Source organism: Cronobacter sp. HA18006, from assembly GCF_011605445.1.
Classification (GTDB): domain Bacteria; phylum Pseudomonadota; class Gammaproteobacteria; order Enterobacterales; family Enterobacteriaceae; genus Cronobacter; species Cronobacter sakazakii.
Genome location: NZ_JAANQB010000022.1, coordinates 33,027 through 46,276, shown reverse-complemented (window position 1 = coordinate 46,276; position 13,250 = coordinate 33,027). Strand labels below are relative to the sequence as shown.

Below are 13,250 nucleotides of genomic sequence, written 5' to 3'. Positions count from 1 at the left end.
CGTTTACATGAACACCGCGAAAACGGCGGCAGCCACGATAAAACGGTAAATCGCGAAAGGAATAAAAGAGATACGTTTGATGATGTGCAGGAAGGTTTTGATCGCCACCAGCGCCACGACGAACGCGGTGACAAAACCGACCGCGAACATCGGCAGATCCGCCATCGTCAGGAAGCCCATGCTTTTATAGAGATCGAGCGCGGTAGCCCCCATCATCATCGGTACGGCGAGCAGGAACGAGAATTCAGAAGCCGCATAGCGGCTCACGCCCACCAGCATACCGCCGGAAATGGTCGCCCCGGAACGCGAGAAGCCCGGCCACAGCGCCAGACACTGGAAGCAGCCAATAAAAAACGCCTGGCGGTACGTCATGTCGTCCAGCCCCGGCGCTTTTGGCTCTTTCGGCTTCAGCACTTCGGCGATAATCAGCAGCACGCCGCCCACCACCAGCGCATACATCACGTTGATCGGGTTAAACAGCGACTTGATGAAATCGTGGAACACCAGCCCCAGCACGACCGCCGGCACCATACCAAGCAGAATGTGGATGAGCGACAGGCGACCTTTGCCGACGCCTTCATGCGGCGGATGCCCGAAATGGATGCCAATGAGCCCGAACAGGCGACGCCAGAACATCACGACGACCGCCAGAATGGAACCCAACTGGATAACCACTTCGAAAGTTTTCGCAGTGTCGCCTTCAAACCCCAGCAGGTGACCCACAATTATCATATGACCGGTACTGGAGACCGGCAGGAATTCGGTGAGCCCTTCAACAATGCCCAGGATCGCCGCCACCAGCAGCGAGTGCATATCAGTCATTCAGTAAACCCTCGTACCCCAAAAATAAGCGCTAAAAAACGCGGCAGTCAGCGCGACGGCCGCGTAAGTTCCTGCATTATGACCGGTATACCCGCGTTTGGTTTACTCATTATGAATTTAAATGTTTTAATTCGGATTATTGCTACGCTCAATCATCACGCCGACATTCGCGGCCTGCGCCACTGCGCCTGGCTTGCTTAATTTGATGCGCACCCAGGGAGCGTTAAAGCGCGTCAGAATGATCTCCGCGACTTCTTCCGCCACCCGTTCCACCAGCGCGAAACGACCATTACCGACATGTTCCAGCACCGCCTGCGTGACGTCCGCGTAGCTCAGACAGTCGCGCACGTCGTCACTCGCCGCCGCCGCCCGGTTGTCCCAGCCGATTTCGATATCGAACACGAGTTTCTGCTCGATGGTCTGTTCCCAGTCGTAAACGCCAATAGTGGTGATTACCGAAAGTTGCTCTATAAATACTATGTCCATCACGGCCCTGCCTGTTTTTAGCCCCGCCGGATACCACTTCCGGCAAAATATGCGTATTATCCACAGATGCAGAGAATACAACGACATTTTCACAACGGAACAGCGTTATGAGTGCAATCGCGCCTGGAATGATCCTCCTCGCGTACCTTTGCGGCTCGATCTCCAGCGCCATTCTGGTCTGCCGCATCGCGGGTCTTCCCGATCCTCGTGACAGCGGTTCCGGCAACCCCGGAGCGACCAACGTCCTGCGAATTGGCGGCAAGGGAGCAGCCCTGGCGGTACTGATATTCGATGTGCTGAAAGGCATGCTGCCGGTCTGGGGTGCGTATGCGCTGGGCGTGACGCCATTCTGGCTGGGGCTTATCGCCATTGCTGCCTGTCTGGGCCATATCTGGCCGGTCTTTTTCCATTTTCGCGGCGGTAAAGGCGTGGCGACGGCGTTCGGCGCGATTGCGCCTATCGGCTGGGATCTTACTGGCGTGATGGCAGGCACCTGGCTTCTGACGGTGTTACTGAGCGGGTATTCCTCGCTTGGCGCGATCGTCAGCGCGCTGGTGGCGCCGTTTTATGTCTGGTGGTTTAAGCCGCAGTTTACATTCCCGGTAGCGATGCTCTCGTGTCTTATTCTTCTGCGCCATCACGATAATATTCAGCGCCTGTGGCGCGGCCAGGAAAGCAAAATCTGGAGCCGGTTTCGCAAAAAGCGGCCACAAAAAAAGGAGTGATGATTCACTCCTTTTCTTTATGACTTTGCTGACGCGTTACGCGGCAGGCAGCTCCGAAAGCGGCCAGCGCGGACGCACGGTCACACCAAGCCCCGCTTCGCCTTTCGCTTTCAGACGCACCATGCCTGCATAGGCGATCATCGCACCGTTATCGGTACAGAATTCCGGGCGCGCATAGAAAACCTCGCCGCCGCGTTTTTGCATCATTTCCGCGAGACGCGCGCGCAGCGTGCGGTTAGCGCTCACGCCGCCCGCCATCACCAGACGCTTAAAGCCGGTCTGATCCAGCGCACGGCGGCATTTGATCATCAGGGTGTCCACCACCGCATCTTCAAACGCGCGCGCAATGTCGGCGCGGGTCTGATCGTCGGTGCCGTTATCACGAATGGTATTCGCGGCGAACGTTTTCAGCCCGGAGAAGCTGAAATCCAGGCCCGGACGGTCGGTCATCGGACGCGGAAAGGTAAAACGCCCCGCTGTGCCCTGCGCCGCCATTTTCGACAGCATCGGGCCGCCCGGGTAATCAAGACCCAGCAGCTTGGCGGTTTTATCGAACGCTTCGCCCGCAGCGTCGTCAATAGACTCGCCCAGCAATTCATACTGGCCGATCCCCGTCACGCTGATAAGCTGCGTATGGCCGCCAGAAACCAGTAGCGCCACGAAAGGAAATTCGGGCGGATTGTCTTCTAACATCGGTGCCAGCAGATGGCCTTCCATGTGGTGCACCGGCACCGCAGGCACATCCCAGGCGAACGCCAGCGCGCGGCCGACCGTCGCGCCGACTAACAGCGCGCCCACAAGTCCTGGCCCTGCGGTATACGCCACCGCGTCGATATCCTTCGCCGTCAGGCCCGCTTCTTTTATGGCAGCCTGAATCAGGGGCACAGTTTTACGCACGTGATCGCGCGAGGCCAGTTCAGGCACGACGCCGCCGTAATCGGCATGCAGTTTTACCTGACTATACAATTGGTTGGCTAATAACCCGTTTTCATCGTCATAAATCGCGATGCCGGTTTCATCACAGGATGTCTCAATTCCCAGTACACGCATGGTTTTTCTTACCTCTCTCGCCTGCCGCGCAGTGTAGGGCCAACGGTGGCCGATGTAAAACTTTGCTCAACCCAGGCGGCCAGATAGTGTATAATACGTGCCCCTGGAATAGACCGCACAAAAACCGCGTTTCTGGTCCTGGCGGTGCTTTACAAAGCAGCAGCAGTTGCAGTAAAATTCCGCACCATTTTGAAATAAGCTGGCTATCTGATGCCAGCAGAACCGAATTAATCAAAGGTGAGAGGCACATGCCGGTAATTAAAGTACGTGAAAACGAGCCGTTCGACGTAGCACTGCGTCGCTTCAAACGTTCCTGCGAGAAAGCGGGTGTTCTGGCGGAAGTTCGTCGTCGTGAATTCTATGAAAAACCGACTACCGAACGTAAACGCGCCAAAGCTTCCGCAGTGAAACGTCACGCGAAGAAACTGGCTCGCGAAAACGCACGCCGTACTCGTCTGTACTAATTCCTCAGGGGATATCCTCCCCTGAAACAGACAGAGTAGTAGTTGTAGAGGCCGTGCTTCCGAAAGGAATGCGCGGCTTATTCTCGTTTATGGGCTGATAAAAACGGGGCTTATGGCTGGACGAATCCCACGTGTCTTTATCAATGATCTGCTGGCTCGCACCGATATCGTCGACCTGATAGACGCACGGGTAAAGCTCAAGAAGCAGGGCAAGAACTACCACGCGTGCTGTCCCTTCCATAATGAAAAAACCCCCTCTTTCACCGTAAACGGCGAAAAACAGTTTTATCACTGCTTCGGTTGCGGCGCGCACGGCAACGCTATCGACTTCCTGATGAATTACGACAAGCTCGAATTCGTCGAGACCGTCGAAGAGCTGGCGGCGATGCATAATCTGGAAGTGCCGTTCGAAGCGGGTAGCGGACCGACGCAAATAGAGCGTCACCAGCGCCAGACGCTGTATGAGCTGCTGGACGGGCTGAACGGTTTTTATCGTCAGGCCTTACAGGCGCAAAGCGCCGAACCAGCGCGCCAGTATCTGGCAAAACGCGGGCTGAGCGAATCGGTTATTGAACGTTTCGCGATTGGCTACGCGCCGCCGGGCTGGGACAACGTGCTCAAGCGTTTTGGCAATAACAGCGAAAACCGCAAGTCGCTTATCGACGCGGGCATGCTGGTGACCAACGATCACGGCCGCAGTTACGACCGCTTTCGCGAACGGGTGATGTTCCCCATCCGCGACAAGCGCGGGCGAGTGATAGGCTTTGGCGGCCGCGTGTTAGGCGATGCGCTGCCGAAATATTTAAACTCCCCGGAAACCGATATTTTCCATAAGGGCCGCCAGCTGTATGGCCTTTATGAAGTTCAGCAAAGCGATCCGAACCCGCCGCGGCTTCTGGTGGTCGAAGGTTATATGGATGTCGTGGCGCTGTCGCAGTATGACATTAACTATGCGGTCGCCTCGCTCGGCACCGCGACCACGGCAGAGCATATCCAGATGCTTTTTCGTGTCACGAATAACGTGATTTGCTGTTACGACGGCGACAGAGCAGGCAGAAGCGCCGCGTGGCGCGCGCTGGAAACCGCGCTGCCTTACATGACGGACGGACGTCAGCTACGCTTTATGTTTCTGCCCGATGGCGAAGACCCGGATACGCTGGTTCGTCAGGAAGGCAAAGCGGCGTTCGAGGCGCGTATGGAGCAGGCACAGCCGCTCTCGACGTTCCTGTTTAACAGCCTGCTGCCGCAGGTGGATTTGAGCACGCCGGACGGGCGTGCGCAGCTCAGCACGCTGGCGCTGCCGTTAATCAGCCAGGTGCCGGGCGAGACGCTGCGCATCTATCTGCGTCAGGAGTTAGGCAACAAGCTCGGCATTCTGGATGACAGCCAGCTTGAGCGGTTGATGACGCGCCAGGCAGATAATTCGCAAACGCGGCCTGCGCCGACGCTAAAGCGTACAACCATGCGTATACTGATAGGATTATTAGTCCAGAATCCTGAGCTGGCGCCTTTAGTGCCCTCACTGGCCGCATTGGATAAAACAAAGCTGCCGGGACTGGAGCTGTTTGCAGAGCTGGTCAATACTTGTCTTTCACAGCCTGGTCTGACCACCGGGCAGTTGCTCGAACATTATCGCGGTACAAAAGAAGCCGCTACCCTTGAAAAACTCTCAACGTGGGACGATATAGCAGATAAGGATATCGCAGAGAAAACGTTCACCGACGCGCTGGACCATATGTTTGATTCAGTGCTGGAGTTGAGACTAACAGAATTGATCGCCCGCTCGCGCACCCAGGGACTTAGCGCGGCGGAGCGCGAAGAAGTGCGCATCATTACCGAGGCGCGCGCCAGAAAATAAATTCCGCGGCTTAATTGCCGATTGACGATCGGGTGCACCCGAGAGCCGCACTGCCGGGCAGCGGCAATAATAAAACAGCCCGCACCGCCCTGTGGTTTTATATCGCTGTCGAAGCGTCCAGGCACTACTGAAACGCCGTCGCTTGCAACATGTTGTGATATGAACCCCGGGGCACACGTTATTGTTGGCGGCAACGCCTACCGACACCAACCTCATGAAATAAGTGTGGATACCGTCTTATGGAGCAAAACCCGCAGTCACAGCTTAAGCTTCTTGTCACCCGTGGTAAGGAGCAGGGCTATCTGACCTATGCCGAGGTCAATGACCATCTGCCGGAAGATATCGTCGACTCCGATCAGATCGAAGACATCATCCAAATGATTAACGACATGGGCATCCAGGTGATGGAAGAAGCGCCGGACGCCGACGATCTGTTGCTTGCTGAAAACTCCAACAGCACCGACGAAGACGCGGAAGAAGCTGCGGCCCAGGTGCTCTCAAGCGTTGAATCTGAAATCGGGCGCACCACTGACCCGGTTCGTATGTACATGCGTGAAATGGGTACCGTTGAGCTGTTGACCCGTGAAGGCGAAATTGACATCGCTAAACGCATCGAAGACGGCATCAATCAGGTTCAGTGCTCTGTCGCCGAATACCCGGAAGCGATCACCTATCTGCTGGAGCAGTACGATCGCGTTGAAGCGGGCGAAGCGCGTCTTTCCGATCTGATCACCGGCTTTGTCGATCCGAACGCCGAAGAAGATCTGGCGCCTACCGCGACGCATGTCGGCTCAGAACTCTCTCAGGAAGAGATGGATGATGACGAAGATGAAGACGAAGAGTCTGACGACGACAGCAGCGATGACGACAACAGCATCGATCCGGAACTGGCCCGTGAAAAATTCGGTGAGCTGCGTACCCAGTACGAAGTGACCCGCGACACCATCAAAGCCAAAGGCCGCAGCAACGCGGCGTCTCAGGAAGAGATCCTGAAGCTTTCTGAAGTGTTCAAACAGTTCCGCCTGGTGCCGAAGCAGTTTGACTATCTGGTGAACAGCATGCGCACCATGATGGACCGCGTGCGTACCCAGGAACGTATCATCATGAAGATGTGCGTTGAGCAGTGCAAAATGCCGAAGAAGAACTTCATCACCCTCTTCACCGGCAACGAAACCAGCGAAACCTGGTTTAACGCGGCAATCGCCATGAACAAACCGTGGTCTGAAAAGCTCCACGACGTGGCGGAAGATGTGCACCGCAGCCTGCAAAAACTGCAGCAGATCGAAGAAGAAACCGGCCTGACCATTGAGCAGGTGAAAGACATCAACCGTCGTATGTCTATCGGCGAAGCGAAAGCGCGTCGTGCGAAGAAAGAGATGGTTGAGGCGAACCTGCGTCTGGTTATTTCTATCGCCAAGAAATACACCAACCGTGGCCTGCAATTCCTCGATCTGATTCAGGAAGGCAACATCGGTCTCATGAAAGCGGTAGATAAATTCGAATACCGCCGCGGCTACAAGTTCTCCACCTATGCGACCTGGTGGATCCGTCAGGCCATCACCCGCTCTATCGCGGATCAGGCGCGCACCATTCGTATTCCGGTGCACATGATTGAGACCATTAACAAGCTCAATCGTATCTCCCGCCAGATGCTGCAGGAGATGGGCCGCGAGCCGACGCCGGAAGAGCTGGCCGAGCGCATGCTGATGCCGGAAGACAAAATCCGCAAAGTGCTGAAAATCGCCAAAGAGCCTATCTCCATGGAAACGCCGATCGGCGACGATGAAGATTCGCATCTGGGGGATTTCATCGAGGATACCACCCTCGAGCTGCCGCTGGACTCCGCGACCACCGAAAGCCTGCGTGCGGCGACGCACGACGTGCTGGCCGGTCTCACCGCGCGTGAAGCGAAAGTGCTGCGTATGCGTTTCGGTATCGACATGAACACCGACCACACGCTGGAAGAAGTGGGTAAACAGTTCGACGTAACCCGCGAACGTATCCGTCAGATCGAAGCGAAGGCGCTGCGTAAGCTGCGTCACCCGAGCCGTTCTGAAGTGCTGCGCAGCTTCCTGGACGATTAATCGTCTGTGATAACGCGTTTAAAAAGCCCTCTTCGGAGGGCTTTTTTATTGGCACCAGAAATGACTGAAGCGACTTTTACGGGCTACCTTTCAACAGGCGGCCCTGCAACGATAAATCATCGTGATATGCGTGGATTAATTAGCAAAAAGAATTTGTCAGGATTATAGATTCTGAGTAATTTGCTGTGAGATTTTGCGTATAAAAATGAAACATCGCGTTGATAACATTGCAAGGAACCGGGATGAACAAGTCGCTGTTATTTATGACATGCGTTTTACTGGCCGGATGCGCCAGCCAGCCGCCAAAAAGCCAGGTAACGCCGCTTACGCCAGCGCCCGCTCCGGTCGCCGCGCAAACGCCGCCTGCTCCACAGCAGCCTGAAAGCCAGCCTTTCTCGGCAGCCTCTGAAAGCACCAACAGCATGGCGACCTGCCGTAAAGAGCTCGACGCGCTCAAGCACTACGGCCCGAAAACCTACAGCCGCTACGCCGCTGAAATGGACGCACTCTCCGCGAAAACGGGGAAATATCTGGCGCTGAAAGACGGGATGACGCCGGAGCTAAACGACATTGTCATCACGATGTATCAGTCGCAAATCAAGACGCTCTGCTTCCGCATCCAGTCGTCGCTCGGTAAGCTGATTATTGAACAGGCTGGCGGCTAAACCACCTGCCTTTTTCTGCTCATAACGGCGCAGCGAGAGTTGCGCCGTTCTGTTATCTGCCGCGCGCCACCAGCGCGTCGTCGAGCTCACGGTAGGCTTCCACCAGCTTATCGAGCGAAGCGCGATTCAGCCCACTTGGGTTAGGCAGCACCCAAATTTCCGTCTTGCCGATTTTTAGCTTCTGCTTACCCCACTTCACACCGCGCTGGCTGAATGCCTGCTCATAGGCTTTTTTGCCCAGCACCGCGAGCGCATCTGGCTGGAAATCCTCGATTTTTTTAATGAGATTACGCCCGCCCTCATGCAATTCTTTTACGTCCACTTCGTTCGCCTGCACCGTCGGGCGTTCTACGAGTTTCGTGATGCCGCAGCGCGTATCCAGCAAATGGCGCTCTTCTTCAGGCTTCAGTTGGCGATCCGTAAACCCGGCCAGATGAATAACCTTCCAGAAGCGATTACCCGGATGCGCAAAGTGAAACCCCGTATGCGCCGACGACTTTCCCGGATTAATCCCGCAAAAGACCACCCGCAGACCCGGCTCAAGAATATCGTTAATCATGTCCTCTCCTGTTAACTCTCGGATCTGTAAAGTATAAAGCCTTACGCCGCGCCTGCTTACAAATTCAGCAGCCGCGACACCGAGACTGGATTGGCGTCGCCAGTTACTTTATAATCCAGCGCCACGGCCCCTTAGCTCAGTGGTTAGAGCAGGCGACTCATAATCGCTTGGTCGTTGGTTCAAACCCAACAGGGGCCACCAAATTTTAGCTTTAAATTCATATAATTAAGCCACCTCGCGAGGGTGGCTTTTTTGTTTCTGCTTTAAGCGCCTCAACTTCAGCAGATAGACGGCAACAAATTGCACAGAGTTCAGAAGACGTAATCATAGGCTGTCTTCAATAACACTCCCTTGTTGAGGCGGTAAACATGAGAAAAACCCAGCCCACGAATATAAAATCGTATAAATCACAATATATGACAGAAAAAAACATCGTTCTAATCGATAAAGAACTTTATGCCGCCTTAGCCGGGATAAAAAAGATCATCTGTTAGGGCATGTTATTGCATGTTTCGAGCTGTACTGGAAAGAGCACACACAGAATTACCAGCACGACAACTCACCTGTATGGTACGGCACACATTTACCTGTCGATTTATGATGAATGGTGGAAACTCATTAGTTCTACATTAATGCTCGTCCATAGAGACATTAAGATAATAATGCGTTATTCTCATTTGGCTCCTGAGCATTTAAAGGATTGTTTAGGTTTTAACATCTAAAGGGGCCTTAGGATTATTTAGACGAAAAACAGCAATAGGGATTAAAAATGAAAGTACGTGATTTTGAAGATAAAGTATGGGAAACAGAGGGAATCAGGATTGTTATCCATGCTAAAGATAACACTGAAGTCAACGATTATGATTATAAAAAAGCTGCGGATGCCTCCTGGCGTATTACAGAATTAGGCCAAAAAAGAATTGATAAATGCCTTGATGGAAACACCTTTTCTGTTATTCAGGGCGATGGCGAAGAGCCAAACGGGCGTGTCATTCTGCGTACCATTCGAAATAGCTACACGAAGTAAGCCTGTCGAAAGCCCCTGATGAAATTTTGGGGCTTTGTTCACCTAATCGGATTTCATAATAACGGTAAAAACTGCCAGATATCCCCGTAACCAAAACGCCAGCTCAATGCGTAGAGACTGTTGCGTATCAGCAACCGAACGCTGAGCCGAGTAACGATATGTCGACAGTAGCAGACCTACCAGCCCGCATAATGTTGCGACAACCCCTTTGCCTGACATACGTTTACTGCTTCGGTCTTGCGAAGAACAGTCATGTTCTGCCCGTCTGAGAGTCGATTTTTCCTGTGGCTAACCTCATGTGTCTGATGCAGACATGACTCACATCGCGATGTATTAATTGACGCTGAGCAGAGCGGATGAATAATGGTGATGAACAAATCGCCTGACGAGCGACTATATCTATCTACGTTAAAATTGCTGCCTGTTACGGAAAATGATTTACTACCTCGACAATTACCCTATTTTCCCCTTGAGAAGTATTAACGCACACGGTTTCTATTGGGTTGCCGTCACCCAGCAAGTCGCTTCGATATCGCATTTTCTTGTTGCTTAAATCCTCTTTTAACAAGGTGGTCATCAATTTTTGTTATTTTCTGGGCATCAAAAAAATTTAACCGTGCTTACATGCGATACTGGCCCACCAACATTATTAAAGTTGAACTCATACCTTCTGGAAATATGTTGCATCTTCGACTGAATCGCTGGTGTATAGAAGCTGTATCCCCGAGCATCATCTTTTATGTTATAAGCACTTTTTGTAAATTCCATTTTTATATAAGGGATAACGTAACCAAGTGCAGCAGCTTACAGCTCTATCCGGCTACATAAGGTATGTGTGTCTCCTTTTGCTTTTTCCATGTAAGTGCCATTCATAGTGTGATTGTAACTATAACTGACCGGAAATCGCCCCATGCAATAATGGCTTACATGAATTCAGGGAAATGCCATTTATGAGGCATTTCATTACGGAACTTCTACGGATTAGGAAAAAGCCACGATGTGAAACCTCTATTTTTTCAGTTACCTGTTTTACCGTAATAATCCCAACGCATTAGCGCAGCCTCTTTACTGACAGGCCGTAATAATTCAAAGGGATTTTGGTTTCCCCTTACAATTAGTGACAGAGCGCCAGAAGACGGCTGCGCCTCCATAAAACCAGCCTCCGCCGACGCTTCGGCCAAAACGTCTACCTTCGCCTACATCACCAGACGCGTAGCGGGGCTTCCGCTCCTTGAATATGCGGGACGTGAATTGAAACCACTACTCACACCCGGCATAGAAATCATTTTTATTATTCCCAAACCAGGCCATACATTTTTTGGCGCTGGCAGGTACCTTCAGGGTGATTTTTTTAGCGGTGCCCTGATACTGGCACACCAGAAAAACAGCGGTGTTATGCGCTTTCGCATAGTTTTGCGAATCGCTTAATGTCCAGATCATTTCATCGTCCGTATCTGGCAATAAAGACGCAAGCTCTTCCGGCGGGCCTTCAAACACATCGACCAGATGCAGCCTGTGGACGTGATTTTTCTCTGTCAGAGTAGTCGGGCACTGGATTTTTTCAGCCCATGCAGCGCCTGAGAAAAACATCACGCCGATACTACACAACGCGGCTTTGATCCATCCCATCATTCTCGTCTCCCTGTTTTTGATTTTCCTTTATACCTCAAAATCAATAACCTCACTCTTCTCCCGATCAAAACGTCAGAACACGCTCATCTGTCATCCCTCAACCCAACCGGGCAATCTCCACTACACTTTTCCCAACTCCCCATATTGAGGATTTCCCATGCTGCGTTCGTTACTGCTCATCTGCACTCTGCTGCCCTTTTTCGCCTGCGCGCACAATTTTACGGAAGGCGAACGGGTGGCACCGGTTGGCGTGGCTGAGCGCGGCGAGCTGACGCTGAATCAGGGCGAGATTGATTATCGTGACTGGAACAGCGCGCGGCTTAGCGGCAAAGTGGGCCTGGTGCTGCATGTGGCGGGCAGGCTGTCGGCGAAAGATCTGAATAAAGGCATCAGCGACGCCATCGCGGCGGCGCAACTGCCGGCAGATAAATTTCAGGCCACCACGATAATCAACACCGATGATGCCATTCCCGGCAGCGCCATCTTTGTGCGCCGCAGTCTGGAAAGCACCAAAAAAGCGTATCCCTCATCGGTCTTTGTGCTCGACGGCCAGGGCGCGGTGCAGCGCGCCTGGCGGCTTCAGCCGGGCGGTTCCGCCGTGGTGGTTCTGGATAAAGATGGCCGCATCCGCTTCGCCAAAGATGGCGCGCTTACGCCGGATGAAGTCCGTCAGGTGATGACGCTGCTGCGCTCTCTGCTCGCATAAACCTGTACAACAGCTCACAGAATTGTAAAGTTTTGTGCCACACTGAGGTTAGCTGAAGAAATTTTCCGGGATTACGCTACGCTTTTTAAGAACGTATCCGGAAAGATTACCGTGAAGATAATCAGTTGTTCAGACACAAAAAATCCCACATTTCGCCTGATGCGACGATTGCCGCGCGCCTGAGGGCGGCACTCGCGCGCAGTTGCGCTTTTCATTCCTTCCACGCCACAGCGATAACGGACACCATCAGAGGCCTTAACCATGAACGCTAACGCCGTGAAATCTTCAGGGCAGGAAATCGAATTGCAGGCGCTGCGCGACGCGCTGCAAACCCGCCTTGACGAGCTTCTGCCGCCGGGCCAGGAGCGCGATCTGGTCTGCGCCGCGATGCGCGAAGGCGCGCTGACGCCCGGTAAGCGGGTGCGTCCGCTGCTGCTCATTCTCGCCGCGCGCGATCTCGGCTGCGACGCCAGTCAGCCCGCGTTGATGGATCTCGCCTGCGCCGTGGAGATGGTGCACGCCGCTTCGCTGATGCTCGACGATATTCCGTGTATGGATAACGCCCTGCTGCGCCGCGGCAAGCCCACCATTCACCGCCAGTATGGCGAAAGCGTGGCGATCCTCGCGGCGGTGGCGCTGCTGAGCCGGGCATTCGGCGTGGTGGCGCAGGCCAACCCGTTATCCGATAGCTGCAAAACTCAGGCGGTGAGCGAGCTTTCCAGCGCCGTCGGGTTGCAGGGGCTGGTGCAGGGGCAGTTTCGCGATCTCAGCGAAGGCAACCAGGCCCGCAGCGCCGAGGCGATACTTGCCACTAACGATCTCAAAACCAGCGTGCTGTTTGACGCCACGCTGCAAATCGCCGCCATCGCCGCCGGCGCTTCCGCGTCGGTGCGCCATAAGCTTCGCGAGTTCTCGCGCCATCTCGGCCAGGCGTTCCAGCTGCTTGACGATCTGGCGGATGGCCTGAACCATACCGGTAAAGACATTAATAAAGACGCCGGGAAATCAACGCTGGTGGCGATGCTTGGTCCGGAAGCGGTGCATCAGCGCCTGCGCGATCACCTGCTGCGCGCCGATGAGCATCTCACCGGTGCCTGTTCGCGCGGCGCGTCCACCCGCCGTTTTATGTACGCCTGGTTTGATAAACAGCTGGCTATGTTTGGCTGAAAGCG

13 protein-coding genes, 1 tRNA gene and 1 pseudogene are annotated in these 13,250 nt (G+C 53.8%); 10 read left to right on the top strand and 5 right to left on the bottom strand.

What is annotated here, in order from left to right:
• Positions 1-3: 3 nt before the first annotated feature.
• Together bacA and folB are read right to left on the bottom strand one after the other, a co-directional pair.
• Complete coding sequence (gene bacA, locus G9X48_RS14870) at positions 4-822, bottom strand: undecaprenyl-diphosphate phosphatase (RefSeq protein WP_004385596.1); 819 nt, start codon at positions 820-822, stop codon at positions 4-6.
• 126 nt (positions 823-948) lie between these two features.
• A complete protein-coding gene (gene folB, locus G9X48_RS14865; RefSeq protein WP_007707315.1) occupies positions 949-1,308 on the bottom strand; it encodes a bifunctional dihydroneopterin aldolase/7,8-dihydroneopterin epimerase in 360 nt (119 codons plus the stop codon).
• Between the two features lie 107 nt (positions 1,309-1,415).
• On the opposite strand from folB, the gene plsY reads away from it, so the two are divergent.
• Entirely contained in the window at positions 1,416-2,033 is a 618-nt protein-coding gene (gene plsY / locus G9X48_RS14860; RefSeq protein WP_004385594.1) for a glycerol-3-phosphate 1-O-acyltransferase PlsY, read from the top strand.
• 36 nt (positions 2,034-2,069) lie between these two features.
• Here plsY and tsaD read toward each other — a convergent pair whose 3' ends face one another.
• Positions 2,070-3,083, bottom strand: a complete 1,014-nt coding sequence (gene tsaD / locus G9X48_RS14855) for a tRNA (adenosine(37)-N6)-threonylcarbamoyltransferase complex transferase subunit TsaD (protein WP_007778149.1) — start codon at positions 3,081-3,083, stop codon at positions 2,070-2,072.
• Positions 3,084-3,331: 248 nt separating this feature from the next.
• On the opposite strand from tsaD, the gene rpsU reads away from it, so the two are divergent.
• The 4 genes from rpsU (at position 3,332) to G9X48_RS14835 (ending at position 8,154) form a co-directional block, all read left to right on the top strand.
• Positions 3,332-3,547 (top strand): 30S ribosomal protein S21, encoded by a 216-nt coding sequence (gene rpsU / locus G9X48_RS14850; protein ID WP_001144069.1) that lies wholly within the window; start codon positions 3,332-3,334, stop codon positions 3,545-3,547.
• Between the two features lie 112 nt (positions 3,548-3,659).
• Entirely contained in the window at positions 3,660-5,405 is a 1,746-nt protein-coding gene (gene dnaG / locus G9X48_RS14845) for a DNA primase (protein WP_097641239.1), read from the top strand.
• A 239-nt stretch (positions 5,406-5,644) separates the two neighbouring features.
• Entirely contained in the window at positions 5,645-7,489 is a 1,845-nt protein-coding gene (gene rpoD, locus G9X48_RS14840; protein WP_004385591.1) for an RNA polymerase sigma factor RpoD, read from the top strand.
• Between the two features lie 242 nt (positions 7,490-7,731).
• Complete coding sequence (locus G9X48_RS14835) at positions 7,732-8,154, top strand: hypothetical protein (protein WP_004385590.1); 423 nt, start codon at positions 7,732-7,734, stop codon at positions 8,152-8,154.
• Between the two features lie 52 nt (positions 8,155-8,206).
• Here G9X48_RS14835 and mug read toward each other — a convergent pair whose 3' ends face one another.
• Positions 8,207-8,713, bottom strand: coding sequence for a G/U mismatch-specific DNA glycosylase (gene mug, locus G9X48_RS14830; RefSeq protein WP_004385589.1), 507 nt, complete (start codon positions 8,711-8,713; stop codon positions 8,207-8,209).
• 125 nt (positions 8,714-8,838) lie between these two features.
• On the opposite strand from mug, the gene G9X48_RS14825 reads away from it, so the two are divergent.
• The 3 genes and pseudogenes from G9X48_RS14825 to G9X48_RS14820 all read left to right on the top strand — a co-directional run bounded on the left by G9X48_RS14825 (position 8,839) and on the right by G9X48_RS14820 (position 9,740).
• Positions 8,839-8,914, top strand: a tRNA-Ile gene (locus G9X48_RS14825).
• Positions 8,915-9,211: 297 nt separating this feature from the next.
• Positions 9,212-9,435: pseudogene (locus G9X48_RS21660) on the top strand (site-specific integrase); the annotation flags it as partial.
• Positions 9,436-9,482: 47 nt separating this feature from the next.
• The gene (locus G9X48_RS14820) at positions 9,483-9,740 is read left to right on the top strand and encodes a hypothetical protein (RefSeq protein WP_012123803.1); all 258 of its coding nucleotides are present in this window, start codon (positions 9,483-9,485) and stop codon (positions 9,738-9,740) included.
• Positions 9,741-11,000: 1,260 nt separating this feature from the next.
• Here the strand turns inward: G9X48_RS14820 and G9X48_RS14815 are convergent.
• Entirely contained in the window at positions 11,001-11,372 is a 372-nt protein-coding gene (locus tag G9X48_RS14815; protein ID WP_097641238.1) for an STY0301 family protein, read from the bottom strand.
• A gap of 157 nt (positions 11,373-11,529) precedes the next feature.
• Here G9X48_RS14815 and G9X48_RS14810 point away from each other — a divergent pair, with 157 nt between their 5' ends.
• Both G9X48_RS14810 and G9X48_RS14805 read left to right on the top strand, forming a co-directional pair.
• The gene (locus G9X48_RS14810) at positions 11,530-12,078 is read left to right on the top strand and encodes a YtfJ family protein (RefSeq protein ID WP_004388240.1); all 549 of its coding nucleotides are present in this window, start codon (positions 11,530-11,532) and stop codon (positions 12,076-12,078) included.
• 261 nt (positions 12,079-12,339) lie between these two features.
• Positions 12,340-13,245, top strand: coding sequence for a polyprenyl synthetase family protein (locus G9X48_RS14805; protein ID WP_004388238.1), 906 nt, complete (start codon positions 12,340-12,342; stop codon positions 13,243-13,245).
• The last annotated feature ends 5 nt before the right edge of the window (positions 13,246-13,250 follow it).